At 70.8% G+C, this 25,536-nt stretch carries 23 protein-coding genes and 1 riboswitch; of the genes, 6 read left to right on the plus strand and 17 right to left on the minus strand.

Annotated features, from left to right (window positions below; translation table 11 throughout):
- Window positions 1-210 precede the first annotated feature (210 nt).
- Window positions 211-1,353: a glycosyltransferase family 4 protein gene (locus ACFYR0_RS20565; protein WP_389329720.1), complete on the minus strand. Its 1,143-nt coding sequence runs from the start codon at window positions 1,351-1,353 to the stop codon at window positions 211-213.
- 122 nt (window positions 1,354-1,475) lie between these two features.
- On the opposite strand from ACFYR0_RS20565, the gene ACFYR0_RS20570 reads away from it, so the two are divergent.
- On the plus strand, window positions 1,476-2,711 hold the full coding sequence (locus ACFYR0_RS20570; RefSeq protein WP_389329723.1) for a glycosyltransferase 87 family protein: 1,236 nt from the start codon (window positions 1,476-1,478) through the stop codon (window positions 2,709-2,711).
- Between the two features lie 231 nt (window positions 2,712-2,942).
- Here the strand turns inward: ACFYR0_RS20570 and ACFYR0_RS20575 are convergent, their stop codons facing one another.
- The 5 genes from ACFYR0_RS20575 to ACFYR0_RS20595 form a co-directional block, all read right to left on the minus strand.
- Window positions 2,943-4,133 carry a hypothetical protein gene (locus tag ACFYR0_RS20575; RefSeq protein WP_389329726.1) on the minus strand — a complete coding sequence of 397 codons (1,191 nt, stop codon included), beginning with the start codon at window positions 4,131-4,133 and terminating at the stop codon, window positions 2,943-2,945.
- A 29-nt stretch (window positions 4,134-4,162) separates the two neighbouring features.
- The gene (locus ACFYR0_RS20580; protein ID WP_389329729.1) at window positions 4,163-5,179 is read right to left on the minus strand and encodes an NlpC/P60 family protein; all 1,017 of its coding nucleotides are present in this window, start codon (window positions 5,177-5,179) and stop codon (window positions 4,163-4,165) included.
- A gap of 194 nt (window positions 5,180-5,373) precedes the next feature.
- Window positions 5,374-6,408, minus strand: coding sequence for an NlpC/P60 family protein (locus tag ACFYR0_RS20585; protein WP_389329815.1), 1,035 nt, complete (start codon window positions 6,406-6,408; stop codon window positions 5,374-5,376).
- A 276-nt stretch (window positions 6,409-6,684) separates the two neighbouring features.
- On the minus strand, window positions 6,685-8,034 hold the full coding sequence (locus ACFYR0_RS20590; protein ID WP_389329732.1) for an NYN domain-containing protein: 1,350 nt from the start codon (window positions 8,032-8,034) through the stop codon (window positions 6,685-6,687).
- A 35-nt stretch (window positions 8,035-8,069) separates the two neighbouring features.
- Window positions 8,070-8,309, minus strand: coding sequence for a hypothetical protein (locus ACFYR0_RS20595; RefSeq protein ID WP_053763984.1), 240 nt, complete (start codon window positions 8,307-8,309; stop codon window positions 8,070-8,072).
- A gap of 155 nt (window positions 8,310-8,464) precedes the next feature.
- On the opposite strand from ACFYR0_RS20595, the gene ACFYR0_RS20600 reads away from it, so the two are divergent.
- Together ACFYR0_RS20600 and ACFYR0_RS20605 are read left to right on the plus strand one after the other, a co-directional pair.
- The gene (locus ACFYR0_RS20600; protein ID WP_389329735.1) at window positions 8,465-9,211 is read left to right on the plus strand and encodes a rhomboid family intramembrane serine protease; all 747 of its coding nucleotides are present in this window, start codon (window positions 8,465-8,467) and stop codon (window positions 9,209-9,211) included.
- On the plus strand, window positions 9,208-9,489 hold the full coding sequence (locus ACFYR0_RS20605; RefSeq protein ID WP_386384776.1) for an Lrp/AsnC family transcriptional regulator: 282 nt from the start codon (window positions 9,208-9,210) through the stop codon (window positions 9,487-9,489). The genes ACFYR0_RS20600 and ACFYR0_RS20605 overlap by 4 nt, the downstream gene beginning before the upstream one ends.
- A 337-nt stretch (window positions 9,490-9,826) precedes the next feature.
- Here ACFYR0_RS20605 and ACFYR0_RS20610 read toward each other — a convergent pair whose 3' ends face one another.
- The 6 genes from ACFYR0_RS20610 to ACFYR0_RS20635 form a co-directional block, all read right to left on the minus strand.
- Window positions 9,827-11,188 carry an aminotransferase class V-fold PLP-dependent enzyme gene (locus tag ACFYR0_RS20610; protein ID WP_389329738.1) on the minus strand — a complete coding sequence of 454 codons (1,362 nt, stop codon included), beginning with the start codon at window positions 11,186-11,188 and terminating at the stop codon, window positions 9,827-9,829.
- 197 nt (window positions 11,189-11,385) lie between these two features.
- A riboswitch (SAM riboswitch) is annotated at window positions 11,386-11,501 on the minus strand.
- 74 nt (window positions 11,502-11,575) lie between these two features.
- Window positions 11,576-12,640 carry an anthranilate phosphoribosyltransferase gene (trpD, locus tag ACFYR0_RS20615; RefSeq protein WP_389329741.1) on the minus strand — a complete coding sequence of 355 codons (1,065 nt, stop codon included), beginning with the start codon at window positions 12,638-12,640 and terminating at the stop codon, window positions 11,576-11,578.
- 121 nt (window positions 12,641-12,761) lie between these two features.
- Window positions 12,762-14,423 carry a cytochrome bc complex cytochrome b subunit gene (locus ACFYR0_RS20620; RefSeq protein ID WP_389329744.1) on the minus strand — a complete coding sequence of 554 codons (1,662 nt, stop codon included), beginning with the start codon at window positions 14,421-14,423 and terminating at the stop codon, window positions 12,762-12,764.
- Complete coding sequence (locus ACFYR0_RS20625; RefSeq protein ID WP_389329747.1) at window positions 14,420-15,487, minus strand: Rieske 2Fe-2S domain-containing protein; 1,068 nt, start codon at window positions 15,485-15,487, stop codon at window positions 14,420-14,422. The genes ACFYR0_RS20620 and ACFYR0_RS20625 overlap by 4 nt, the downstream gene beginning before the upstream one ends.
- On the minus strand, window positions 15,484-16,296 hold the full coding sequence (locus tag ACFYR0_RS20630) for a c-type cytochrome (RefSeq protein ID WP_389329750.1): 813 nt from the start codon (window positions 16,294-16,296) through the stop codon (window positions 15,484-15,486). The genes ACFYR0_RS20625 and ACFYR0_RS20630 overlap by 4 nt, the downstream gene beginning before the upstream one ends.
- 78 nt (window positions 16,297-16,374) lie before the next feature.
- Window positions 16,375-16,995, minus strand: coding sequence for a heme-copper oxidase subunit III (locus tag ACFYR0_RS20635; protein WP_386384763.1), 621 nt, complete (start codon window positions 16,993-16,995; stop codon window positions 16,375-16,377).
- A 147-nt stretch (window positions 16,996-17,142) separates the two neighbouring features.
- On the opposite strand from ACFYR0_RS20635, the gene ACFYR0_RS20640 reads away from it, so the two are divergent.
- Window positions 17,143-17,544, plus strand: a complete 402-nt coding sequence (locus ACFYR0_RS20640; protein ID WP_389329753.1) for a hypothetical protein — start codon at window positions 17,143-17,145, stop codon at window positions 17,542-17,544.
- 245 nt (window positions 17,545-17,789) lie between these two features.
- Here ACFYR0_RS20640 and ACFYR0_RS20645 read toward each other — a convergent pair whose 3' ends face one another.
- The 4 genes from ACFYR0_RS20645 to coxB all read right to left on the minus strand — a co-directional run bounded on the left by ACFYR0_RS20645 (window position 17,790) and on the right by coxB (window position 22,273).
- Complete coding sequence (locus tag ACFYR0_RS20645; RefSeq protein WP_389329756.1) at window positions 17,790-19,052, minus strand: Ig-like domain-containing protein; 1,263 nt, start codon at window positions 19,050-19,052, stop codon at window positions 17,790-17,792.
- A 130-nt stretch (window positions 19,053-19,182) separates the two neighbouring features.
- Complete coding sequence (locus ACFYR0_RS20650) at window positions 19,183-19,581, minus strand: cytochrome c oxidase subunit 4 (protein WP_389329759.1); 399 nt, start codon at window positions 19,579-19,581, stop codon at window positions 19,183-19,185.
- Window positions 19,578-21,317 carry a cytochrome c oxidase subunit I gene (gene ctaD / locus ACFYR0_RS20655; RefSeq protein WP_389329762.1) on the minus strand — a complete coding sequence of 580 codons (1,740 nt, stop codon included), beginning with the start codon at window positions 21,315-21,317 and terminating at the stop codon, window positions 19,578-19,580. The genes ACFYR0_RS20650 and ctaD overlap by 4 nt, the downstream gene beginning before the upstream one ends.
- Window positions 21,314-22,273: a cytochrome c oxidase subunit II gene (coxB, locus tag ACFYR0_RS20660; protein WP_389329765.1), complete on the minus strand. Its 960-nt coding sequence runs from the start codon at window positions 22,271-22,273 to the stop codon at window positions 21,314-21,316. The genes ctaD and coxB overlap by 4 nt, the downstream gene beginning before the upstream one ends.
- Before the next feature lie 263 nt (window positions 22,274-22,536).
- Here coxB and ACFYR0_RS20665 point away from each other — a divergent pair, with 263 nt between their 5' ends.
- Window positions 22,537-23,922 (plus strand): cysteine desulfurase/sulfurtransferase TusA family protein, encoded by a 1,386-nt coding sequence (locus tag ACFYR0_RS20665; protein ID WP_389329768.1) that lies wholly within the window; start codon window positions 22,537-22,539, stop codon window positions 23,920-23,922.
- A gap of 275 nt (window positions 23,923-24,197) precedes the next feature.
- Here the strand turns inward: ACFYR0_RS20665 and ACFYR0_RS20670 are convergent, their stop codons facing one another.
- Complete coding sequence (locus ACFYR0_RS20670) at window positions 24,198-25,172, minus strand: carbohydrate kinase family protein (RefSeq protein WP_389329771.1); 975 nt, start codon at window positions 25,170-25,172, stop codon at window positions 24,198-24,200.
- A 130-nt stretch (window positions 25,173-25,302) separates the two neighbouring features.
- On the opposite strand from ACFYR0_RS20670, the gene ACFYR0_RS20675 reads away from it, so the two are divergent.
- Window positions 25,303-25,515 (plus strand): hypothetical protein, encoded by a 213-nt coding sequence (locus ACFYR0_RS20675; protein ID WP_389329775.1) that lies wholly within the window; start codon window positions 25,303-25,305, stop codon window positions 25,513-25,515.
- Window positions 25,516-25,536: the final 21 nt, after the last annotated feature.

Genomic DNA, 25,536 nt, shown 5'->3' on the forward strand with positions numbered 1-25,536 from the left:
CCCCTGAAAGCTGCGCGCTCCCCGCGTCCCTGAAGGCCTGCGCCGTTTCCCGTGGCGCTGGGACACGCCCCTTCCTGGGGCGCGGGGAACTGCGCGACCAGCCCACCACGACCCGCCACCCAACCACCAGGGGCGCTGCAACGCCCCCCTTCCCGGGGGCGCGGGGAACTGCGCGGGCAGCCACGACGACGGGCACCCGACCCCCGGGGGCTACAGCAGGGCCTTGAGGTTTTCTGCCAGGAGGTCCCAGCGCCACTTCCGCTCGACCCACTCGCGCCCCCGCTCTCCCATGCGGCGACGCAGCGCAGGGTCGCCGAGGAGGACCGTGACACGGTCGGCGGTCTCGTCCGGGGAGCCGCCGCGGACGACCCAGCCGGTCTCGCCGTCCAGGACCGCGTCGGGCGCACCACCGGAGTCGCCCGCGACCACGGGCAGCCCGGTCGCGGAGGCCTCCAGATAGACGATGCCGAGACCCTCGACGTCGAGACCGCCGCGGCGGGTGCGGCAGGGCATGGCGAAGACGTCGCCGGCGCCGTAGTGGGCGGGGAGCTCGGACCAGGGGACGGAGCCCGTGAAGCAGACCGAGTCCGAGACGCCGGTGTCGGCCGCCAGACGGCGTAGATCCCTCTCGTAGGGGCCACCGCCGACGATCAGGAGCACCGCGTCCGGCTCGGCCGCGAGGACACGGGGCATGGCCCTGATGAGGGTGTCCTGGCCCTTGCGGGGGACGAGTCGGGAGACGCAGACCACGACCGGCCGGTCGGTCAGGCCCAGCCGGGCGCGGACCTCGGCGCCGCCCGAGCCGGGATGGAAGGTCTTCTCGTCCACCCCGGGCGGCAGCTGCACCATGCGCCCGGCCGCGGCCGGGCTGAGCGCGGTCGCTATCCGGGAGCGGGTGTACTCGCCGAGATAGGTGATCGTGTCGGTGGCGTCGCCGATCCGGCGCAGCAGCTGCCGGGCGGCCGGAAGCTGGGCCCAGCCCGCCTCGTGACCGTGGGTCGTGGCGACCAGGCGCTCCGCCCCGGCCCTGCGCAGCGCCGGCGCCATCAGGCCGAGCGGGGCCGCCGCGCCGAACCACACCGAGGTGCAGCCGTGCTCCCGCAGCAGCCGTACGGCGGTCCGCGTCGCGCCGGGCGTCGGCAGCAGCATGGTCGTCCGGTCGCGAACGACCGTGAAGGGCTGCTCGGCGTCGAAGGCGGCGGTAGCCTCGGCGCCCTCACGGCCGCGCTTCCAGGTGGAGGCGTAGACGACGACACGGTCCGGGTCGAGCCTCAGGGCCATGTTGTGCAGGAACGCCTGGATACCGCCTGGTCTGGGCGGGAAGTCGTTCGTCACGATCAGGGTCTTGCGCATCGCCGCCGACCTTACCCAACGTAGACTCGCGGCTCGGCACCCGGCCGCGCCGGGCTGCGGGCACCCGGGCAGCCGGGGGAACATGGTCCCGGACGACGGGCAGCGGACGAAGCGGGGCACAGGTGAACGGGACGGACGGCCGGGGCTCGCTGTTCGGGCTGCTCACGGTCTGGAGCCTGACCCGGCTGGCCCTGCTGCTGTTCGTCTTCAAGGTGATCGTCTTCCCCGGACCCGACGTCACCAGCGACGTGTCGTACATCTACCACGGCTGGTACGACGTCCTCGGCGGCGGAACGTTCCCGCAGAACGACGTGACCTGGCAGTACCCGCCCGCCGCCGCGCTGGCGATCCTCTCCCCCGCCGTGCTGCCCTTCCTGGAGTACGCGCAGGCCTTCTTCGTGCTGGCCTTCCTCGCCGACTTCGCGGTCCTGGCGATGCTGCTGTTCGCCGGGCTGCGGCCGGGCCGCACGCTGCGCGGCGCCTGGGTGTGGGTGACCGGCGCGGCCCTGCTGGGCCCGACCGTCTACGCCCGCTACGACGTGATGGTCACCGCGGTCGCGGTGGCCGCGCTGCTCGCCGGGGCGCGGCGGCCGCGTCTGATGGGGGCGCTGGCCGGGTTCGGGGCGCTGCTGAAGGTGTGGCCGGCGCTGCTGCTGGTGGGCTGTGTGCGGCGCCGGGCGTGGGGCGCGGCGGCGCTCACCGCGGCCGGGCTCGCGGTGGTGTTCACGGTGGCGATGCCGGGCGCGTTCGCCTTCCTGACCTTCCAGCGCGACCGGGGCACCGAGGTGGAGTCGCTGGGCTCGCTGGTCTTCCATGTGGCCCGCCACCACGGCTGGGAGGGCCAGGTCCTGCTGAACTACGGCTCGGTGGAGTTCCTCGGCCCGTACGTCGACGTGGTGAGCACCGCCGCGCTGGCGCTGACCGGGATGGCGCTCGGCTGGCTGCTGGTGTGGCGGCTGGCGGCGGTGCGGTTCACGACGACGACCCTCGCCGACGCCGCCTTCACGGCGGTGCTGCTGTTCACCACCACCAGCCGGGTGATCAGCCCGCAGTACATGGTGTGGCTGGTCGGCCTCGCCGCGGTCTGCCTCGGCTACCGGGAGAGCCGGATGCGGCTGCCGGGCCTGCTGGTGGTGGCGGCCTCGCTGGTGACGGTGCTGGAGTTCCCCGTCTGGTTCGCGCACGTGGTCGCGAGCGACGCCCTCGGCGTGACCCTGCTGGTGTTGCGCAACGGACTGCTGGTGGTCGCCTGTGTCGCGGCGGCCCGTGAGCTGTGGCGCGCCTCGGCGTCCCGCGCGGCCGGGCCCCCGCTGCCCGGTCGGCCCACCACCGCCAGGGAGACCCCGGTCGGCTCCTGACGCCGGGCCCGCCTGAACGGCGCGCCGGCCGTGACCGGGACCAGCACGGCCCGCCGCCCGCCGGTCCGGCGTTCCGGCTGCGGGAGGCGATCGCCGTGCCGGAGGCCGAGGCGGGCCGAGTACCTGGGCACGGGCCCATCAAGAAAGGCCGTGCCCAGGCCCCCGCCGAGAAAGGCAGTGCCCGGCCCGAAGGGGCCGAGCCTCCGTCGCCCGCCCCCGGCCACCCGCCGCTCAGCCCAGCTGCGCCCGCAGATACTCCCGCCACCGCACCGTGAAGTCCTCCGGCGTGGTCCCCAGCACCCCGGCCATCGCGTCCTCCACGGCCCCGGCCCGCTGCCCGTGCCGCCCGACGGCGCGGTAGAACTCGCCGAGCCGCTCCTCGCCCCACTGCTCGGCGATCATCCGGCAGGCCAGCCAGCCGCCCTCGTAGGCCCGGGCCAGCGCGGCCGAGTCGCTCTCGAAGCCGAAGTCGCCGTCGGCCGGCAGCGCCGCGGGGAGGCTGCCGTCGGTGACCGTGCGGGCCAGCTCGGGGGCGGCCTCCAGGGGGGTGCGCCCGGTGCCGCGGTAGCCGACCCAGTCGGCGTACCCCTCGGACAGCCACAGCGGGGTCGCCGCGTTGGTGTGGGCGCGGGTCGCGACATGGGTGGTCTCGTGGGTGAGCACCACCTGCCGGCCGGTGGGGCCGAGCAGGGCGTACGCGTCGGGGTTGACGATGACCCGGTCCGCGGGCGCCCGGCCCGAGCCGCCGACCTCGCCCGTGGTCACCGCGGCGATGCCCCGGTAGCTGGAGGCGGGCGAGCCGAGCAGCCCGGCCATGCCCTTCAGCGACCCGGGCACCAGAACCACCACGCGCCGGTTCCAGGCCCCGCCCCAGGCGTCCGACACGGCCGGTACGGCGTGGTCGGCGAGGCCCGCGAAGTCGCGCAGCGAACCCGTGGAGCTCCCGGCGCCGAGCACGATGCTGTGCCGGCCGCGCACCACCGTCACCTCGCCCTGGTCCCAGAGCTGCTGCGCCGACTTCTTCGCGGGCCCCTCCGACACCACCCGCCAGCGCCCGCCGGGGGCACGGTCCAGGAGCAGTGTGCGCCCGGCGACGACCGGGGCCGCGTCGTAGCCGGTGAGGCGGTAGCGCAGCTCGGCCTCGGCGGTGGCCCGGTCGCCGTCCCGGCGCAGGCCCGTCACCTTGTAGTCCCAGTCCGCCAGCGGCACGGCCCGCAGCCGGTCGTACGCGGTGGTCGTCCCGGTCGCCCGCCACGCGGCGGCGTCCCGGTCGACGATCGCGTCCGCGCGCCGGTCCAGCAGCCGCTGCACCTCGCCGCGGGTCCCGTCCTGGGGCGCGGGCCGGGCACAGCCCGCCGGGGAGACGAGCAGCGCGCAGAGCACCGCGACTCCCGCGCCCCATGTCCGCCGTCGACCAGCCATCCTTCCGATCGTACGGCCGAGCGGGCCGATCAGACCCGGGTCACCGAGGCGACGGGCATCATCCCGACCGGGTCGTAGCGCACCGGGGCGCCCGGGTAGGGGGCGTGGATGACCTGTCCGTCGCCCACGTACATGCCGACATGGCTGGCGTCCGAGCGGTAGGTCACCAGGTCCCCGGGCCGCGCCTGGGAGAGCGGCACCTGGCGGCCCGCCACGCGCTGGTCCTGCGAGGTGCGCGGGAGGGCGACCCCGGCCTGCGCGTACGACCACTGCATCAGGCCCGAGCAGTCGAAGCCGCCGGGCCCGTTGGCGCCCCACACGTACGGTCTGCCGAGCGCGGAGCGGGCGGCGGCCACGGCCGCGGCGGCGCGGCCGGAGGCCAGGGCGTCACCGGAGAGGCCGGGCAGGCCGGAGCGGCCGCTGCGGGAGGCACGGTCGAAGGCGGCCCGCTCGGCGTCGGGCAGCGAGTTCAGCAGCCGCCGGGCCGCCGCGAGTTTGCGCTCGACCGTGCGCTTGTGGCCGGCGACCGCCGCCCGGCTGCGCTCCAGTTCCCTCAGCCTTCCGGAGGCCTCCGCGCGTTCCTGGGCGAGTTCGCGCAGGGCGCCGCGGAGGTCCTCGAGCCGGCCGGCCTGGCGGGCGGAGATCCGGCTCAGGGTCGAGGCCTTGTCCAGGTAGTCGTCCGGATCGTCCGCGAACAGCAGGGCGACCGAGGGGCCGACGCCGCCGCCGCGGTACTGGGCTCCGGCGAGCGAACCGAGCTCCTCCCGCAGGGAGTTGACGCGTTCCTGCTGCCGGGCGAGCCGGTCCCGCGCGGCCCCGACCTGGCCGCGCAGCTCGTCGGCGCGCTCGTCGGCCCGGTTGAAGGCCTCGGTGGCCTTCTCCGCCTCGGCGTAGAGGCGGTCCACCCGGGCCCGGGTGTCGTCGTGCGGCGCGGCCACGGAGGACGTGGCGGCCGGTACGGCGCCGACGGCCGCGGCGGACAGGGCGCACAGGGCGCCGATCCCCCGGTCGAACCCGGGCGGTACAAGGCGGCGATGAGAGCCCACGCTGGCCGCGCTCCTTCCACTGACTGGCTGGAAACGCGGGAGACAGTAACCCCGGGACGGGGCACCGGCCAAAGACCTTCGCGGGCACGCACGGTGACGCCCCGCCGCTGACGCAGGTCAACGACGGGGCGCGGGGTGATCGGGGGACGCCGGAATTCGCCCGTTCGGGCGGCATCCGGGTCGGGGTCCGGGCGTCAGATGCGGACGCCGAACTGGTACGGCATGTTGCCGATCGACTCGTAGCGCACGACGGTGCCGGAGCGCGGGGCGTGCAGCACCTGGCCGTTGCCCGCGTAGAAGCCGACGTGATGCAGGTCGCCGTAGAAGATGACCAGGTCGCCGACCATGAGGTCGGACTGGTTGTAGATCCGGGTGCCGGCGTTCGCCTGGTCCTGGGAGATGCGCGGGATGCCGACGCCGGCCTGGGCGAACGCCCAGGAGGTGAGGCCCGAGCAGTCGAACGAGGACGGGCCGGAGGCGCCGTAGACGTACGGCGAGCCGATCTTGCTCTGGGCGGCCTGGAAGGCGGCCATGGCGCGGCCCGAGGCTGGCTTGGCGTCACCGAGGTCCACGCGCTCGGCGGAGGAGCGGGTGGCGCGTGCCTCCTCCTCGGCGAGGGCGGCCTTCTCGGCGGCGGTGAGGGAGTTGAGCAGCTTCTGGGCCTCGCCGAGCTTGCTCTGGACCTCTTCCTTCTTCTTGCCGAGCTCCTCGCGGGTGGTGGCGAGGTCCTTGAGCTTGTCGGTGGCCTCGGCGCGCTGCTGGGCGAGTTCGCGCTGCTTGTCCTGGATCTTCGTCAGCGCGTCGACCTGCTGGGCGCTCAACTGGTCGAGTGTGGAGGCCTTGTCGAGGTAGTCGTCCGGGTCCGACGAGAGGAAGAGCTGGACCGAGGGGTCGATGCCGCCGCTGCGGTACTGGGCGCTGGCCATCGAACCCAGGCCCTCGCGCAGCTCGTTGAGCTCCTCCTGGCCGCGGGCGACGTTGTCCTGGACGGTGGAGATCTCCTTCTGGAGCTTCTCCTGCTTCTCCTTGGCGCCGTTGTACTTCTCGGTGGCCTGCTCGGCCTGCTCGTACAGCGCGTCGACCTTGGCCTTGACCTCGTCCTTGGACGGCTTCTCGCCGGGGGCCGCGTTGGCGGCCTGCGCGCTGAGAGCGACGGCAGCGGCGGCTGCGGTGGTCAGCACGGTCACGCGAGTGCGGCTCGGCTGCTTCGGTCGACGGTGGGACGCCACGGGGAGCGACTCCTTCTTGGGGGTGATCACCCGATCGGAGGTTCGAGGCATGACCCTAGTGACCTTGCTGTGATCAGTTCAAATCCTGAGCCCAAAAAACTCCCTCACGGAGCGCATTCTTTGCCCACAACTCACGTGCGGTGATATGCGGTTGACGCTACGTTGCGTGAGGACCAGGCCAATTCGGGCAATCGGTCCGTACGTTGCTCTTGGTGCGTACGTTACCGATGGGGCAAACATTGACGGCGGTCCGAGATCCGTCGGCGTGTTCGGGTTTCAGCCGCGCGAGAAGCGCTTGAGCAGCACCGCGGACGCGACCGGACGCGCGCCCACCCGGGCCACTCCGTCGGCCACCTCACGGTCGGTGGAGACCACGATGACCGGCCGGCCCGGCGGCTCGGCCCGCACCAGCTGACGGATCAGCTCGTCGGCGGTCACCCCCGCCTTGGAGAACAGCACCCGCACCCCGCGCGGCGGTGCCAGCAGCACCGGCGCGGCCAGTTCGGCCCCGTCGAAGACACAGGTGACCTCGGCACCGGTCTGCGCGGCGAGCTGCGCGAGCTGCCCGAGCAGCCGCAGCCGCTGCTTCTCCAGCGGCATCTGCGGATAGCCGGTCTTGGTGACGTTGTAGCCGTCGACCACCAGATGCGCCTGCGGCAGCGCCAGCAACTGGTCCAGGATCGCCGGGTCGTCCTCCGACAGCGCCCGCGCTGCGATGTCCTTCGGCGTCATCCGCCCCGGCTCGACGGCGTCCACGGTCTCCGCGGGCCGCACCGACACCGGAGGCAGGGCGAGTTCACGGCGCAGCCCCTGGGCCGCGTCCAGCACGGTGTCCAGCAGCAGCCGCACCCGCATGTCCTCGACGCTGCGCCCCTCCCGGGCCGCCTTGCGGCTGGCCTCCAGTGCGGCCTCGGTCTCCCCCAGCCGCGCCTTGAGCCGTCGCGCCTCGCTCTCCGCGGCGGACACCTGCGTGTGCCCCTCGGCGCGCACGGTGTCCATCTCGGCCTGCGCCTTGCGCAGCGCGGCCTCCCCGCGCCTGACGTCGCTGACGGCCGCGCGCAGCTTGCGGTGCAGCGTCTCCGCCTCCTTGCGGGCCGTCTCCAGCTCGACGCGCAGCCGCTCGGTCTCGGCACGGGTGTGCTCGCGGGCGGCGGACAGCTCCTCGCGCAGCCGCTCCAGTTCGGCCCGGCTCTCCTCGTCGGCGCGTTCGGCGTCGGCGCGCTGGGCCTCCTCGCCGGCCGCCGTCACCAGCTTCACCCAGCCGGTGGGGCGCAGTACGTAGGCCGCGGCCGCCACGTCCAGCGGGTCCGCGGCCGGGGGCGGGGCGCCCGAGTCGAGCGCGCCGGTCAGCTCGGGCTGGGCCTCTCTGAGCTTCTCGCCGATCCGCTGCCGGAACACCGCGTCGGTCTCCAGCGCCGAGGCCATCGCGTTGCCCGCGAACTTGGCCCGGCGGTTCGGGGCGAACCGGGCGTACTGCCTGAGCTGTGCGGGCAGTTCACCGACGGTCAGCCCGCCGAAGCCGTCCGAGACGATCTGCACGACCCGGCGCCGCACACCGTCGGGCAGCGGACGGTCGAGCACCTCAGCGGCGCCGTCGGCCGGCCCCCCGCCTGCGGTCTCCACCATCCGTCACACCCCAATGCTGTGCGGGCCCGCTCCTCTCAGGAGGCGGCGCCCGGCCTGTCCACCAGTTCCACCTGATCCACCGCGTTGCACCAGCGGCAGCGGACCGACTCGATGGTCTCACTGACCACCTCCCGCTCCTCCACACTCGGCTCCCCGGCGAGGTCGAGGTGGACGTACTCGACGACCTTCGACGAGCGGGTCACGTCGAAGCGGGTGAGGTTGCCGCACAGGGTGCAGCGCCACCGGGTGGTGGCGGTCGGCAGGGGAACCGTCATCGTGACTGTTCGCTTCCTTCTAGTCTCCGTGACGCGTCGGCTTCCCGACACGTGTGGCTCGTAACCCTACGGCCTGGTGACGTCACCGTGCCCGTCCGTCCACGGCGGCGAGGCGGTGTATCCCTATGCGTCCAGTTACGTCATGCTCTGTGTTCATGATCAGGGACTGGAACGGACGGACCGGCCGGCTGCTCGAGGGGATGCGCCGGCCGACGGCGCCGGTGACCTGCGCACTGATCGCCCTGTGCTGTCTGATCTTCCTGATCGGCCCGGCCGCCGGACTCAATCCGGCCTACGGCACGGGGGACGAGCTGCTCGCCGCGCAGCGGGCCTACTTCCGGCGCTGGGGCGTGGTCCCGGCCGAGTTGTTCGAGGGCTCCCCGCGCGCCGCGCTCACCCCGGCGACGGCCCTGTTCGTGCACGGCAGCTGGGTGCATCTGCTGGGGAACATGCTGTTCCTCTACGTCTTCGGGGTGATGACGGAGGAGCGCCTGGGCCGGGTCGAGTTCACCCTCTTCTATCTGGGGTGCGGTTATCTCGCCCTGCTGGGCTACGCCGCCGCCAACGCCGACTCGGGGCAGTCGCTGGTGGGGGCGTCCGGGGCGATCTCCGCGGTGCTCGGGGCGTTCCTGTGCCTGTTCCCCCGGGCGCGGGTGACGAGTCTGCTGCCGTTCCTGTTCTTCCTGCCGCTGCGGTTCCCCGCCTGGATCGTGCTGCCGTTCTGGGCCGCGCTCCAGTGGCTCGCCGCGGGGCGGGCGCCCGAGGGGCCCGGGGTGGCCTACCTCGCCCACCTGGTGGGGTTCGGCCTGGGCTTCGCCTACGCGTGGGCCCGCCACGGCCGTACGACTAGAGTGAAGGCCACCCCGCCTGCGCCGGCCCCCGAGGGAGAGAACCAGCCGTGATCACCGCGATTGTTCTGATCAAGACCAGCGTGGACCGGATCCCTGAGATCGCCGAGCAGGTCGCTTCGCTGGATTCGGTGAGCGAGGTGTTCTCCGTGACGGGGACGTACGACCTGATCGCGATGGTGCGGGTGCGGCAGCACGAGGATCTGGCCGATGTGATTCCCGGGCGGATCAGCCGGATTCCCGGGGTGGAGGCGACGGACACGCATGTCGCGTTCCGGACGTACTCGCAGCATGACCTCGAGGCGGCGTTTGCGATCGGGCTTGACTCCTGACGTCTGACGTCCGTCGGTTGGGGGTGGGGTCTGCGTGCGGCTGCGGGTCCGTCGTGGCTGGTCGCGCCCACGCGGCGGCAGCCGCAGATCTGGCACAGCCCCGCGCCCCTGAAGACAGGTCGGTCGCGGCCGCGCGGCGGCAGCCGCAGATCGGACACAGTCCCGGGCCCCTGAAAGCAGGTCGGTCGCGCCCGCGCGGTGGCAGCCGCAGATCGGACACAGCCCCGCGCCCTTAAAAGCGGGCCGGTAGCCGCAGGTCTGGCGCGGTCCCGCGCCCGCGGAAAGGCGCGGCGGTGGCCGCAGGTCCGGCGAAGTCCCGCGGCCCCCGAAAAGCGGGTCACACCGCCGGGACGCAGCGGCCTTCTACTGTGCGGTAGGTCCACTTCGCGCCCTGGGTGGTGAGTTCCTTGACGGCGGTGACGAAGCGGTCGATGTGTTCGTCGGGGGTGCCGGCGCCGAAGCTCACGCGGATGGCGTTGAGGGACTTCTCGCCGGGCGCGGCCTCGGGAGCGCCGCACTCGCCCTGGGTCTGGGGGTCGCTGCCCAGCAGGGTGCGCACGAGCGGGTGGGCGCAGAAGAGGCCGTCACGGACGCCGATGCCGTACTCGGCGGAGAGCGCGGCGGCGAAGTGGGAGCTGTTCCAGCCCTCCACGACGAAGGAGATCACGCCGACCCGCGGGGCGTCGTCGCCGAACAGGGAGAGCACCCTGACCTCGGGGACCTCGGCGAGGCCCGCGCGGACCCGGGCGATCAGACGGGTCTCGCGGGCGACGAGGCCGTCCCAGCCCGCCTCGGTCAGGGCCTTGCACGCCGAGGCGATGGAGTAGGCGCCGATGACGTTCGGGGAGCCGGCCTCGTGCCGGGCCGCGGTCTCGTGCCACTCCACGTCCACGCCGCCGTCCTCGCGCCGGGTGACACTGCGGCTCGCGCCGCCGCCCGCGAGGTAGGGCTCGGCCTCGCGCAGCCAGTCGGCGCGGCCCGCCAGCACGCCCGAGCCGAACGGGGCGTACAGCTTGTGCCCCGAGAAGGCGATCCAGTCCACGTCGAGGTCCCGCACGCTCACCGGGTGGTGCGGGGCGAGCTGGGCGGCGTCGAGCACGATCCGGGCGCCGTGCGCGTGGGCGGCCGCGGCCAGCTCACGGACCGGCCAGATCTCACCGGTGACGTTGGAGGCGCCCGTCACGCACACCAGGGCGGGACCGTACGGCCCGCGGGCGGCGAGGGCGCGTTCCAGGGTCCGCACGGCCTGGCCGGGGGTGCGCGGGGCGTCGAGGTAGGTGACCCGGGCGTCCTGCCAGGGCAGCAGCGAGGCGTGGTGCTCGGTCTCGAAGACGAAGACCTGGCAGTCGGCCGGCAGGGCGCGGGCGAGGAGGTTCAGGGAGTCGGTGGTGGAGCGGGTGAAGACGACCTGGTCGTCCTCCCGGCAGTCCAGGAACTCCGCGACGGTCCGGCGGGCGTTCTCGAAGAGGTCCGTCGACAGCTGCGAGAGGTAGCCGGCACCGCGGTGCACGCTGCCGTAGTACGGGGCGTAGGCGGCGACGTCGTCCCAGACGCGCTGGAGGGCGGGGGCGCTGGCGGCGTAGTCGAGGGCGGCGTAGGTGACCTCGCCGCCGGTCACGAGCGGGACGGTGACATCCCGGCCCAGAACGGGCAGCGGGGTGCAAACGGACTGGCCGGCGGCGGCGGTGGAGACGGACATGGCGGAACTCCCGTGAAGGCAGAAGGAATTCACCCCGCGAGCGGTCGCGCGGACGCGGCTCGGGCGTGGAGGAAAGAGGGGGAAGAGAAGTGCGGGACGGGGCTCGGCGGCCCCAGGCCTGTCCGGGGGACAGGCCCTAGCGCATTCGCTTGCTCACGGAAGACTCCTCGACGACCAGGACCCCTGGTCTCGCGAGGGGTCCGCGCTTGCCCTGAGCCCTGCGCTCACGGCCTGGTCTTCACCCGGGGCACCCCGCCACGGACGGAGGGTTGCCGGACAGTCGGCCGGGGCCGTATGACTGTCACTCATGACCTGTTGAGGAACGTACGCGAAATGATCGCGGTCCCGCAACCCGTGTCCGGATCGCGGGACCGTCGGGCCTGTGCCTCAGGCGTTGGTCGCGGCCACCCAGCGCTCCAGGGTGCGCCGGGCCTCGCCGGAGTCGATCGCCTCGGCCGCCTTCGCCGCTGCGGCGCGGATCTGCTCCGTCAGGGACGCGTCGGACGGATCCAGGGCGACCAGGGCGGCCGCCGCGTTCAGCAGGACCGCGTCCCGCACCGGGCCCCGCTCGCCGTCGAGGAGGCGACGGGCCACCTCGGCGTTGTAGGAGGCGTCCGCGCCGCGCAGGGCCTCCACGGGGACCAGGTCGATGCCGACGTCGCGCGGGTCGAAGGTCTCCTCGGTGACCTTGCCGTCGCGCACCACCCAGACCCGCGAGGTGGCCGTCGTGGTCAGCTCGTCGAGGCCGTCGTCGCCGCGGAAGACGAGCGAGGAGTTGCCGCGCTCGGCGAAGACACCGGCCACGATCGGGGCCATACGGGCGTCCGCGACACCGATGGCCTGCGCCCGCACCTTGGCCGGGTTGGTCAGCGGGCCGAGGAAGTTGAAGGTCGTGCGGATGCCGAGCTGGCTGCGGGCGGCCGCCACGTGCCGCAGGGCCGGGTGGAACTTCACCGCGAAGCAGAAGGTGATCCCGACCTCGTCGGCGACCTCGGCCACCCGCGCGGGGGTCAGCTCCAGATTGACGCCGAGCTTCTCCAGCACGTCGGAGGCGCCCGAGGCGGAGGACGCGGCCCGGTTGCCGTGCTTGACGACCTTCGCGCCGGTGCCGGCCACCACGATCGAGGCCATGGTGGAGATGTTCACCGTCTTCGCGCCGTCGCCGCCGGTGCCGACGATGTCGACGGTGGCGCCGGGCACGTCGATGACGTTGGCGTGCTCGTACATCGTGCGGACCAGGCCGGTGATCTCCTGGACGGTCTCGCCCTTGGCCCGCAGCGCGACCGCGAACCCGGCGATCTGCGCGTCCGTCGCCTCGCCGCGCATGATGCGGTCCATCGCCCAGGCGGTCGCCTCGGCGCTCAGGTCCTGCCCCTCGAGCAGGGCGTTCAGCACCCGGGGCCAGGAACGGCCCGCCGCGGTGTCGCCTCCAGCGGGGGTCACAGCGCTCATCAGCCGCTCCTGAGTGTCGTAAGGCAGTGTGATCCCAGCCTATCCAGCCCCGGGCACGGCGAAGGGCCCCCGTCCGAACACCGGACGGGGGCCCTTCGCCGTGGCGTGGCGAACGCAGTGATCAGTGGTGGCCGTGGCCGCTCGTGATCTCCCTGTACTCGTCGACGGTCGCCTTCGGGATCTGGGCGTCCTCACCGAAGTACGCCTTGCTGAGCTTGGCGCGCATCTTCTCGGAGCCCTTCACCTTGCGGGCGACACCGTTCTCGTCGACCGCCGGACCGATCTCGGCCGGCTTGTACTGCTCGTGCGCGGTGAGGGTGTAGAGCTGCTCCTGGCTGAGCGGCTCGTGCACCTCGATGTACTCACCGTGCGGCAGGCGCTTGATCGTGCCCGTCTCGCGGCCGTGCAGCACCTTGTCCCGGTCGCGGCGCTGGAGGCCCAGGCAGATCCGCTTGGTGGCGATGAACGCCAGGACCGGTCCGACGAAGAAGCCGACCCGGACGAACCAGGTGACCGCGTTGATCGACAGGTGGAAGTGGGTGGCGACGATGTCGTTGCCACCGCCGATCAGCATGATGATGTAGCCGGTGACCCAGGCGACACCGAAGGCCGTACGGGTCGGGGCGTTGCGCGGGCGGTCCAGGATGTGGTGCTCGCGCTTGTCGCCGGTGATCCAGGACTCGATGAACGGGTAGAGCGCGATCACGGCGAGGAACAGCCCGAAGAGCACCAGCGGGATGAACACGCCCAGGACGAGCGTGTGACCCCAGAAGTTGACCTCCCAGCCCGGCATGGCACGGATCAGACCCTCGGCGAAGCCCATGTACCAGTCGGGCTGCGCGCCGGTGGAGACCTGGTCGGGCCGGTAGGGGCCGATCGCCCAGATCGGGTTCACGGTCGCGATGCCGGCCAGGGCCGCGACGGCACCGAAGACCAGGAAGAAGAAGCCTCCGGCCTTGGCCATGTAGACCGGCAGCAGCGGCATGCCGACGACGTTCTTGTTGCTCTTGCCCGGACCCGCGAACTGCGTGTGCTTGTGGTAGAAGACCAGGATCAGGTGGCCGACGACCAGGCCGAGCATGATGCCCGGCAGCAGCAGGATGTGGATCGAGTAGAAGCGGGCCACGAAGTCGGTGCCCGGGAACTCCCCGCCGAACAGGAACATCGAGATGTACGTGCCGACGATCGGCACCGACAGGATGGCGCCCTGCGTGAAGCGGACACCGGTGCCGGAGAGCAGGTCGTCCGGGAGCGAGTAGCCGGTGAAACCGGTGAACATGCCCAGGACGAACAGCAGGAAGCCGAACAGCCAGTTGATCTCACGCGGCTTGCGGAACGCGCCGGTGAAGAACACTCGCATCATGTGCACGAACATGCCGGCGAGGAAGATGATCGCCGCCCAGTGGTGGATCTGCCGGATGAGCAGACCACCGCGGACGTCGAAGCTGATCTCCATCGTGGAGTTGAAGGCTTCCGACATCAGCTGTCCCTGGAGCGGGACGTACGTGCCGTGGTACTCCACCTCGTTCATCGAGGGGTGGAAGAACAGCGTCAGGTACACACCCGTGAGGATGATGATGAGGAAGCTGTACAGGCAGATCTCACCCAGCATGAACGACCAGTGGTCGGGGAAGATCTTGCGCATGTTGGCCTTGGCCAGGGAGTAGATCCCGAGCCGGCCGTCGGCCCAGTCGGCCATGCGCTCGCCGGCGCCGGCCTTGCCGCGGGAGCGGCCCGCCGTGCCGGCGGCCGATGCGGCGGTGTGGTTCTCGTTGGTGCTCATCCGCGCTCCCAGAAGGCAGGACCGACGGGCTCTTCGAAGTCGCCGAGCGCCTCGAGGTAGCCCTCGTCGTTCACGCCGATACGCAGCTGCGGCAGCGCGTGACCGGCGGGGCCGAAGATCACGCGGGCGCCGTCGGACAGGTCGAAGGTGGACTGGTGGCAGGGGCACAGCACGTGGTGCGTCTGCTGCTCGTACAGCGAGATCGGGCAACCGACGTGGGTGCAGATCTTGGAGTACGCCACGATGCCCTCGTGCGACCACTCCAGCTCTTGCTTGTCCTTGATGTCCTGCGGCTGGAGCCGGACGATCATCAGGGCGGCCTTGGCGATCTCGTTCTGGAACTCGTGGCTGTCCTCCTCCAGGCCCTCGGGCTTGGCGAAGGTCAGCGAGCCGACGGCGACGTCGGAGGGACGCAGCGGCTCGTTGGTGTTCATGTTGACGATGAGCTTGCCCTTGCGCCACAGCGTGTGACGCAGCTTGTCCTCGGGCAGCGGGCCGAGGTCGCGCAGCAGCACGAGACCGGACAGCGGCACCAGGGTGAGGGCGCCGAGCATGGTGTTCCGGATCAGCTTGCGACGGCCGATCGCGGATTCCGCGGTGCCCTGGCGGAAGTCCTCGTGGATCTGGGCACGCAGCTCCGGGGACGCCTCGATCGGGTGGCGCTCGTCGGCCATCTCCACGTCGGACATCAGGGTGCGGGCCCAGTGGACCGCCCCCGCGCCGATGGTGAACAGGGCGGTACCGAGGGTCAGACCGAGCGCGAAGTTCAGCGCGTTGATGTGACCGAGCGGGAAGACGAAGATCGCCTTGTCGTGCGGGATCGCCACGTAGGCGGCGATGAACGCGACGGTGGCCAGCATCGAGATCGTGAACAGCAGGGCGACGACGCGCTCGGACCGCCGCGCGGCCTTCTCGTCGACGTCCTGGATCCGGTGCTCGTGGGGCGGCAGGCCGGGGTCGGCGAACGGGTTCTTCTCGTCCGCGACGCTCAGCGTGCCGTGCTCGTCGTGACCTGCGGACGCCTCGGCGGGCAGGTTCTCTTCGGGAATGTCGTGGCTACTCATGACTTCTTGGCCTTTGCGGTCCGAGCGGCGACCCAGACGGCGACCGCGATCAGCGTGCCGAGCCCGAAGATCCAGCCGAAGAGGCCCTCGCTGACCGGCCCGAGGCCGCCCAGCTCCATGCCACCGGGGTTCTCGGTGTCGTCGCCGTTGACCGCGTCGAGGTACGCGATGATGTCCTTCTTGTTCTGCTCCGACAGGGTGGTGTCGGGGAAGGCGGGCATGTTCTGCGGGCCCGTCTGCATGGCCTCGTAGATGTGCTTGGGGTCGACGCCCTCGAGCGACGGGGCGTACTTGCCCTTGGTGAGCGCACCACCCTTGCCGGTGAAGTTGTGGCACTGCGCGCAGTTGTTGCGGAAGAGCTCACCGCCCTCGGCGATGTCCGCGCCCTCCGGGCCGTACTGCTCCTCGGTCGGGACGGTCGGACCGGCACCCAGCGAGGCGATGTAGGCGGCGAGCTGGTCGATCTCGGCCTGCGAGTAGATCGCCTTCTTCTTCGGCACCTGGGCGCCCTGGGAGGTGGCGGCCGGCATACGGCCGGTAGCCACCTGGAAGTCGACGGCCGCGGCGCCGACGCCGACGAGGCTCGGACCGTCGGAGGTGCCCTGACCGCCGGTGCCGTGGCAGCTGGCGCAGCCTACGGCGTAGAGCTTCTTGCCCTCGTCGATGGCGAGAGACTGGGAGGTTTCATCGGCCTGGGCCTTGTCCGCGGGTGCGAACACGGCGTACAGCCCCCCAGTGGCCGCCAGCGCGAGGAGTAGGACGACGACCGCCGCCAGCGGATGGCGTCGTCGTGCGGAGAGCTTTTTCACGGATTACCCCGGTGTCAGGATCTTCTGCGTCGATGCTTCTGGATGTGCGCTTCGGGAAACGCGAGTGATCGGTTCCTGCTACTTGATCATGTAGATCGTGGCGAAGAGGCCGATCCAGACGACATCGACGAAGTGCCAGTAGTAGGACACGACGATGGCGGCCGTCGCCTGCTCGTGGGTGAACCTGCGGGCCGCGTAGGTACGGCCGAGGACCAGCAGGAAGGCGATGAGACCGCCCGTCACGTGCAGGCCGTGGAAGCCGGTGGTCAGGTAGAAGGCCGAGCCGTACGGGTCGGAGGAGAGCGAGAGCCCGTCCTTCTTCACCAGCTCGGTGTACTCGTAGACCTGACCGCCGATGAAGATCGCACCCATGATGAAGGTGACGATGAACCACATCCGGAGCTTCTTGACGTCACCGCGCTCGGCGGCGAACACGCCGAGCTGACAGGTGAGGGAGGAGAGCACCAGGATGGTGGTGTTCGTCGCCGAGAACGGGAAGTTCAAGGCTTCGGCCTTCTCACTCCAGAACTCGGGGCCGGTCACCGACCGCAGGGTGAAGTACATCGCGAAGAGGGCCGCGAAGAACATCAGCTCGGAACTCAGCCAGATGATGGTTCCGACGCTGGTGAGGTTCGGCCGATTGACCGACGGGTGCGCGTGCCCGGTTTCTACTGTCGTTGCTGTCGCCACGACCGACATTATGTCGGTCGCTTATCCCGCCCTCACTCCGGGGGGTGCCGTTCGGAGTGTTGCTACCCGCCGAACCGGTGTTGACGTGGTGTTCAGGGGAGTAACATCCGCCCCAAACGGCCCCGTCCGTACGACGCTGACGTCTCCGGAGGAACCATGCAGCCGACCGCCACCGTGCTGGTCTACAGCGACGACTCCAACACCCGTGAGCAGGTCCGGCTGGCGACCGGGCGCAGGCCCGCGCCGGACGTGCCGGCCGTGGAGTTCGTCGAGTGCGCGACGCCGGCCGCGGTGCTCAAGGAGCTGGACCGCGGCGGTATCGACGTGTGTGTGCTCGACGGCGAGGCCGTACCCATGGGGGGCATGGGGATGTGCCGGCAGATCAAGGACGAGGTCTTCGAGTGCCCGCCGGTGCTGTTGCTGATCGGGCGGCCGCAGGACGCGTGGCTGGCCACGTGGAGCCGTGCGGACGCGGCGGTGACGCTGCCGGTGGAGCCGGTGGAGTTCGCGGGGGCGTTGGCGGCTCTGCTGCGGGCCAAGCGGTTGTTGAGCGCGTAGGCCTCCGGCGGTTTGGCGGCTGGGCGTTTCTGTGGTGCGGGGTTGTGCGCGGGTGCCGGTTGGTTGTGGCTTGTCGCGCCCCTGCGGCGGAGCCGCATGTCGGACACAGTCCCGCGCCCCTTGGGGCGGTTGCCTGGTGGGCGTTCGTAGGGGCTCGCGCCCCTTGGCGGCGGTCGGGTGCCGGGCGTTCGTGGGCGACGACAGCCCCGCGCTCCTCAAGCGGCGCGCGGGGCTGTCTCAGGTGGCTAGACGGCTGCTGGGCGCAGGCGGGCTGCTTGTTCCGGGTCGGGGGCTTCCGGGGTGCCGCCGAGGATGGCGCTGCCTTTGCGCCATTTCTGCCAGGTGAGGTTCCAGTCGCCGAAGCCGTTGCCGAAGGTCTCCATCGTGTTGCCCTCGGAGTTGACGACCTGGACGAGGTCTCCTTCGCGGACGGTGTCGAAGAACCACTCGGCGTTGGCGGTGCTCATGCCGACGCACCCGTGGCTGACGTTGGCGGAGCCCTGGGAGCCGACGGACCAGGGCGCGGCGTGGACGTACTCGCCGCTCCAGGTGACGCGGGTGGCGTAGTAGACCGGCAGGTCGTAGGACTCCGCGGAGCCCTCGGCGATGCCGATGCTGGTGCCGCGCATACGTACGTAGTACTCCTTGCCCAGCACGACCTTGACGCCGTTGCGGGTCTCGAAGCCCGGTTTGCCGGTGGTGACCGGGATCTTCTTGATCTCCTTGCCGTTGCGGTAGACGGTCATCTGGTGGCTGGAAGCGTCCGCGACGGCGATCACACGGTCGCCGATGGAGAGCTTCAGGGGCTTGGCCCGGCCGCCCCGGAGGCGATCGCTGATCTTGACGCCCTCGAGTTCGCTGCGGACCCGGACGGTGGCCTCGGCGGGCCAGTACTCCTTGGGCCGGTAGTGGAGTTCCTTGTCGTTCACCCAGTGCCAGCCGCCGTCCGCGCGGGGGACTGACTCGACCCGCAGGGCGCGTTCGACGATCGCGCGCTGGGCGCGGTCCCCGACCGGCTTGGACAGCTCGGCGGTGATGGGCTGGCCCACGCCGTAGGTGCCCGCCCTGGGGCCGAAGGTGACGTCCAGGCCCTTCTTGGTGAGGGGCTTGCCGGTGTCGAAGGTGAGGACCTTGCGCCCCGGGGCGCCGTCCTCGTCCTCGGTGCTCACCCGGACCGTGTAGCGGGCGTCCGCGGCCAGCGGTGAGGTGCTGTGCCACCGGGTGCCGTCGGCGGAGAGTTCGCCCGCCACATGGCGTCCTGAGGCGTCCTGGGCGGTGACGTCGGTGATCCGGCCGTCGGAGTCCTCGGCGGTGATCTCCAGAGGCTTGTCCGGGTCGGCCTTCTCGTCCTCGTCGTCGGGGGTGTTGAAGGAGATCTGGTCCGCGGCGTCGTACGGCGCCGCCGACAGCGGGTTGCCGTCGCCGCCGCAGGCCGCGAGGGCGGAGCCCAGGGTCATCGCCAGCACGATGCAGCCGGCGACGGTACGGGTGCGCGGGGAGGTGTTCATGACCTCACGCTAGGAAGCTTCGTCAACGACGGCGCGCCGGGTGACTCGTAAGGGGGACGCGCATTCGGCGAAACGGCGGAACCCGGACCCTCCTGACGGAGTGTCCGGGTTCCGGTGCGCTCGGGGCGTGTTACTGGGTGCGGTTCTCACCGCGGTAGTACTCGAAGACCCAGCCCCAGATGCCGATCAGGATGATCGGCGCGGAGAAGTACAGCAGCCACCAGCCCACGGCCACGCCGAGGAAGGCCAGCGCGCCGCCGAAGGCCAGCGCGAGCGGCTGCCAGCTGTGCGGGCTGAAGAAGCCCAGCTCGCCGGCGTCGTCCGCGACGTCGGCCTCCTTGTCGTCCTGGGCGCCGGTGTCGACCCGCCGGGCGGTGAAGCCCAGGTAGAAGCCGACCATGACGCACAGGGCGAAGGCGAGGAACAGCGCGGTGGTACCGGCCGGCTCCTGCGACCAGAGGCCGTAGAAGACGGCCATGGCGAGGACGAAGACGCCCAGCCACATGAACATCTTGCCCTGGATCTTCACTTGCCGGCCTCCTTGCCGCCCGCCAGCGCGGCGGCTTCCCGGCCACCGTGGCCCAGCTGCTCCAGCGCGGCGATCTCAGGGTGGTGCAGGTCGAACGCCGGGGATTCGCTGCGGATCCGCGGCAGGGTGAGGAAGTTGTGCCGCGGCGGCGGGCAGGACGTGGCCCACTCCAGGGAGCGGCCGTAGCCCCACGGGTCGTCGACCGCGATCTTCTTGCCGTACTTGGCCGTCTTCCAGACGTTGTAGAAGAACGGCAGCACCGAGGCGCCGAGCACGAACGAGCTGATCGTCGAGATCGTGTTCAGGGCGGTGAAGCCGTCCGCCGCCAGGTAGTCGGCGTAGCGGCGCGGCATGCCCTCGGCGCCCAGCCAGTGCTGGACCAGGAAGGTGCCGTGGAAGCCGACGAACAGCGTCCAGAAGGTCATCTTGCCCAGACGCTCGTCGAGCATCTTGCCGGTGAACTTCGGCCACCAGAAGTGGAAGCCGGAGAACATCGCGAAGACGACGGTGCCGAAGACGACGTAGTGGAAGTGCGCCACCACGAAGTACGAGTCCGAGATGTGGAAGTCCATCGGCGGCGAGGCCAGGATGACGCCGGTCAGACCACCGAAGGTGAAGGTGATCAGGAAGCCGGTCGCCCAGAGCATCGGCGTCTCGAAGGACAGCGAGCCCTTCCACATCGTTCCGATCCAGTTGAAGAACTTCACGCCGGTCGGAACGGCGATGAGGAACGTCATGAAGGAGAAGAACGGGAGGAGCACGCCACCGGTGACGTACATGTGGTGCGCCCACACGGTCACGGACAGGCCCGCGATGGCGATGGTCGCCGCGATCAGACCCTGGTAGCCGAACATCGGCTTGCGGGAGAAGACCGGGATGACCTCACTGATGATGCCGAAGAACGGCAGGGCGATGATGTACACCTCTGGATGGCCGAAGAACCAGAAGAGGTGTTGCCACAGCAACGCGCCGCCGTTGGAGGCGTCGAAGATGTGGGCGCCGAACTTGCGGTCCGCCTCCAGGGCGAACAGCGCGGCCGCCAGGACCGGGAAGGCCAGCAGGACCAGGACACCGGTCAGCAGGACGTTCCACACGAAGATCGGCATCCGGAACATCGTCATGCCGGGAGCGCGCATGCAGATGATCGTGGTGATGAAGTTGACCGAGCCGAGGATGGTGCCGAAGCCGGAGAAGGCCAGACCCATGATCCACATGTCGGCGCCGAGACCCGGCGAGCGGACCGCGTCGGACAGCGGGGAGTAGGCGAACCAGCCGAAGTCCGCGGCGCCGTCCGGCGTGAGGAAGCCGGCCACGGCGACCAGCGAGCCGAACAGGTAGAGCCAGTAGGCGAACATGTTCAGCCGCGGGAAGGCGACGTCGGGGGCACCGATCTGGAGCGGCATGATCCAGTTCGCGAAGCCGGCGAACAGCGGCGTCGCGAACATCAGCAGCATGATCGTGCCGTGCATCGTGAACGCCTGGTTGAACTGCTCGTTCGACATCATCTGCAGACCCGGGCGGGCCAGCTCCGCACGCATGAGCAGCGCCATGACGCCACCGATGCAGAAGAACGCGAACGACGTGACCAGGTAGAGCGTTCCGATCGTCTTGTGGTCGGTGGTCGTCAGCCACTTCACCACGACGTTGCCGGGCTGCTTGCGCCGGACCGGCAGCTCGTCCTCGTAGTACGAGTCTTCGGCTGCCCCGGCACCCTGAGGTTCGTTGAGGATGCTCACAGTTGGTTCGTCTCCCGGTTCTTCTCATGGGCGGTCTGCTCGATGCCCGCGGGAACGTAACCGGTCTGCCCCTTCTTCGCGAGGTCCTGCAGGTGCTGCTCGTAGCGCTCCGGCGAGACGACCTTCACGTTGAACAGCATCCGGGAGTGGTCGACGCCGCAGAGCTCGGCGCACTTGCCCATGAAGGTGCCCTGGTGGTTGGGGGTCACCTGGAAAACGTTGGTGTGGCCGGGGATGACGTCCTGCTTCATCAGGAACGGCACCACCCAGAAGGAGTGGATGACGTCGCGCGAGGTCAGGACGAAGCGGACGGTCTTGCCCTCGGGCAGCCACAGGGTGGGGCCGGGGTTGCCGGTCTGCGGGTTGCGCTCGCCCGGGGTGCCGCAGGCGTAGACGCCGCCGGCGTTGTCGGGGAACGCTTCCCTGTAGCGGTCCGGGATCGCGTTCAGTTCCTTCGACGTCTTGGCGTCGCCCTCGGAACCTTCGACGTTCTCGATGTAGTTGAAGCACCAGCTCCACTGGAAGCCGACCACGTTGACCGTGACGTCGGGCTTCTTGGACAGGTCGAGGAGCTTGGTCTCGTCACGGGCCGTGAAGTAGAAGAGGACCGAGACGATGATGATCGGGACCACCGTGTACAGCGCCTCGATGGGCACGTTGTAACGGGTCTGCGGAGGTACCTCGATCTTCGTGCGGCTGCGCCGGTGGAAGATGGCACTCCACAGGATCAGGCCCCACACCAGCACGCCGACGGCGAGCGCGGCAGCCCAGGAGCCCTGCCACAGGGAGAGGATCCGCGGAGCCTCTTCCGTGACGGGGGTGGGCATGCCAAGGCGGGGGAAGTCCTCCCATGTGCAACCGGTGGCGGTCGCCAGGACCAGGCCCGCGGTCAATGCCTGCAGCAGCTTCCGCCGCATCGGGCGCCGCGGCGAGCGGTCGGAGCCGTTGGGACTCACGTAGCGCCTTCCCGAGAGTCTCGCCCGCGCGATCGGCTGCGGCCTGCCTTGCTCGGTGGTCGGTCGCCGCCCTGCGTCGGGCAGGGGTTTGGATGTTTATGCGGACCAAACCCTAGCTGACGCCCTCCGGGGGTTCGCGGGGAGGGGGGCCTAGTGAAGAGGGTGGTTCGCTTGTTTGGCGGGTGCGGGTTGTCCGTGGCTTCTCGCGCCGTTCGCCGCACCCCTTGGGGACGTTGTCCTTCGCGGCGATCTAACGTTGCGGTGTGCCCTACTTTGACGCCGCTTCCAGCGCCCCCCTCCATCCCGTGGCCCGTCAGGCGCTGTTGGCCTCTTTGGATGAAGGGTGGGCCGATCCGGGACGGTTGTACCGGGAGGGGCGGCGGGCTCGGATGCTGCTGGACGCGGCTCGTGAGGCCGCCGCGGAGGCGGTGGGCTGCCGGGCGGACGAGGTGGTGTTCACGGCGTCCGGCACCAGGGCCGTCCACACGGGTGTCGCCGGGGCGTTGGCCGGACGCCGGCGCGTCGGACGCCACCTGATCGTGTCATCGGTCGAACATTCCTCGGTACTCCATTCGGCGGAGGCGCACCAGGCCTCGGGCGGGACGGTCGAGGAGGTTCCGGTGGGCCGTGAGGGCCGCGTCTCCGCCTCCGCGTACGCCGACGCCCTCCGGGAGGACACCGCGCTGGCGTGTCTTCAGTCGGCCAACCACGAGGTGGGGACGGTGCAGCCGGTGGCCCAGGTGGCCGAGGTGTGCCGGGCGGCGGGGGTGCCGCTGCTGGTCGACGCGGCGCAGTCGCTGGGGTGGGGGCCGGTCGAGGGCGACTGGTCCCTGTTGACGGGCAGTGCCCACAAATGGGGCGGTCCGTCCGGGGTGGGGCTGCTCGTCGTGCGCAAGGGGGTGCGGTTCGCCGCTCAAGGACCGGTCGACGAGAGGGAGTCGGGGCGGGCCGCCGGGTTCGAGAACATCCCCGCGATCGTCGCGGCCGTCGCCTCCCTGCGGGCCGTGCGCGCGGAGGCCGCCCAGGAGGCGGGGCGACTGAGCGAACTGACGCAGCGCATCCGGACGCGGGTGCCCGAACTGCTGACGGACGTGGAGGTCGTCGGCGACGCCCGGAACCGGCTGCCCGGCATCGTCACCTTCTCCTGTCTCTACGTCGACGGGGAAGCGCTGCTCACCGAGCTGGACCGGGTGGGCTTCTCCGTCTCCTCGGGGTCGTCCTGCACGAGCAGCACCCTGACGCCGAGCCATGTGCTCAGGGCGATGGGGGTGCTCAGCGAGGGGAACGTACGGGTCTCGCTGCCGACGGGGACGCCGGCGGAGGAGGTGGACCGTTTCCTGGACGTCCTGCCGGGGGTGGTGACGGGGGTGCGGGAGAAGCTGGGAGCCCCGACGTCCACCCCGCCGGCCCGCCCGGCCCAGGCACGGGAGGTCGTCGTCGACTCCCTCGGCAAACGCTGCCCCGTCCCGGTCATCGAGCTGGCCAAGGTCATCGGCACCGTCCCGATCGGCGGCACGGTCCGCGTCCTCTCCGACGACGAGGCCGCCCGCCTCGACATCCCGGCCTGGTGCGAGATGCGCGCCCAGCAGTACCTGGGCGAAGAACCCGCCAGAACGGGAACGGCCTACCTGATCCGCAGAACCACCTGACCCCGACCCCCTTGGAGGCGCGGAGAGCAGCGCACGCTTTCAGGGGCGCGGGGAACTACGCAGTCTTTAGGGGGCGCGAGGGACGGCGCGTCTTTCAGGGGCGCGGGGAACTGCGCACGCTTTCAGGGGCGCGGGGAACTGCGCGTCTTTCAGGGGCGCGGGGAACTGCGCGACCCGGGCTACGAGGAACCGGTCGATCCTGAGGCTCGCGAGCGCAAGACCCACCCCTGGGGGCGCGGGGCCGCGAACAACGCCCGCGCCCCCGGAGGGACACGTCAGCCCAGGTGCCCCCGAACCTCATCCGCCGCGTCATGCCCGTACGCCTTCGTGAACCGGTCCATGAAGTGCGCCCGCCGCAACTGGTACTCCTGTGTACCCACCGTCTCGATGACCAGCGTGGCGAGCATGCACCCCACCTGAGCCGCCCGCTCCAGCGAGACCCCCCACGCGAGACCGGAGAGGAACCCGGCCCGGAAGGCGTCACCGACCCCCGTGGGATCGGCCTTGCGCTCCTCCTCGGGGCAGCCGACCTCGATCGGGTCCTCACCCACCCGCTCGACACGGACACCGCGCGAGCCGAGCGTGGTGACCCGCACACCGACCTTGCCGAGGATCTCCTCGTCGGTCCAGCCGGTCTTGGACTCGATGAGGCCCTTCTCGTACTCGTTGGAGAAGAGGTACGTCGCCCCGTCCAGCAGGATGCGGATCTCCTCGCCGTTCATCCGGGCGATCTGCTGGGAGAAGTCGGCGGCGAACGGAATCCGCCGCGAGCGGCACTCCTCCGTGTGGCGCAGCATGCCCTCGGGGTCGTCGGCGCCGATGAGGACCAGGTCGAGACCCCCGACGCGGTCCGCGACCGTCTTCAGCTCGATCAGCCGGGCCTCGCTCATCGCGCCCGTGTAGAAGGAACCGATCTGGTTGTGGTCGGAGTCGGTGGTGCACACGAAACGGGCGGTGTGCAGCGTCTCCGAGATCCGCACCGACTCGGTGTCCACGCCGTGGCGGTCCAGCCAGGCCCGGTACTCGTCGAAGTCGAAGCCGGCGGCGCCGACCAGGATCGGCTCGGTGCCGAGCTGGCCCATGCCGAAGGCGATGTTCGCGCCGACGCCCCCTCGCCGTACATCGAGGTTGTCGACCAGGAAGGACAGCGAGACGGTGTGCAGCTGGTCCGCGACGAGCTGATCGGCGAACCGACCGGGGAAGGTCATGAGGTGGTCGGTGGCGATGGAGCCGGTGACTGCGATGCGCACGGCGAGGGTCTCCTGGGTGGAGGGTCATTGACAATCCACGCTACCCGTTGGGCGGCGTGGCCTAGAAGACGACAAAACTACCCGATAGTAGATCTTTCTTCGTGAGTACGGACGTGCATACGGTGCGTCCATGACGAACCTCAAGGCTCCCGCCGCCCCCGCACCCGCCGACCTCGAGGGCGATCTGGCCTCGCTGCGCGGCGACTGCGCCCGGATGGCCCGGCACTGGGCCGCCCCCGACCGTGGCACGGCACGTCCGGTCTCCCCGTCCAGCATCCACGGCGTGACCGTACCGTCGAAGTCGGCGCGACTGCTGGACGCGATGTCGGACTACGGGGACTGACCGGCTCCTCACCCCCACGGC

Origin of the sequence: Streptomyces sp. NPDC005017 (genome assembly GCF_042873115.1) — a bacterium.
GTDB lineage: Bacteria > Actinomycetota > Actinomycetes > Streptomycetales > Streptomycetaceae > Streptomyces.

Excerpts from the sequence above, each read along its gene's own strand:
- ACFYR0_RS20565 (WP_389329720.1), bottom strand. The coding sequence starts at position 1,353 with ATGCGCAAGACCCTGATCGTGACGAACGACTTCCCGCCCAGACCAGGC.
- ACFYR0_RS20575 (WP_389329726.1), bottom strand. The coding sequence starts at position 4,133 with ATGGCTGGTCGACGGCGGACATGGGGCGCGGGAGTCGCGGTGCTCTGC.
- ACFYR0_RS20590 (WP_389329732.1), bottom strand. The coding sequence starts at position 8,034 with ATGGTGGAGACCGCAGGCGGGGGGCCGGCCGACGGCGCCGCTGAGGTG.
- ACFYR0_RS20595 (WP_053763984.1), bottom strand. The coding sequence starts at position 8,309 with ATGACGGTTCCCCTGCCGACCGCCACCACCCGGTGGCGCTGCACCCTG.
- ACFYR0_RS20600 (WP_389329735.1), top strand. The coding sequence starts at position 8,465 with ATGATCAGGGACTGGAACGGACGGACCGGCCGGCTGCTCGAGGGGATG.
- ACFYR0_RS20610 (WP_389329738.1), bottom strand. The coding sequence starts at position 11,188 with ATGTCCGTCTCCACCGCCGCCGCCGGCCAGTCCGTTTGCACCCCGCTG.
- trpD (WP_389329741.1), bottom strand. The coding sequence starts at position 12,640 with ATGAGCGCTGTGACCCCCGCTGGAGGCGACACCGCGGCGGGCCGTTCC.
- ACFYR0_RS20620 (WP_389329744.1), bottom strand. The coding sequence starts at position 14,423 with ATGAGCACCAACGAGAACCACACCGCCGCATCGGCCGCCGGCACGGCG.
- ACFYR0_RS20625 (WP_389329747.1), bottom strand. The coding sequence starts at position 15,487 with ATGAGTAGCCACGACATTCCCGAAGAGAACCTGCCCGCCGAGGCGTCC.
- ACFYR0_RS20635 (WP_386384763.1), bottom strand. The coding sequence starts at position 16,995 with ATGTCGGTCGTGGCGACAGCAACGACAGTAGAAACCGGGCACGCGCAC.
- ACFYR0_RS20640 (WP_389329753.1), top strand. The coding sequence starts at position 17,143 with ATGCAGCCGACCGCCACCGTGCTGGTCTACAGCGACGACTCCAACACC.
- ACFYR0_RS20645 (WP_389329756.1), bottom strand. The coding sequence starts at position 19,052 with ATGAACACCTCCCCGCGCACCCGTACCGTCGCCGGCTGCATCGTGCTG.
- ACFYR0_RS20675 (WP_389329775.1), top strand. The coding sequence starts at position 25,303 with ATGACGAACCTCAAGGCTCCCGCCGCCCCCGCACCCGCCGACCTCGAG.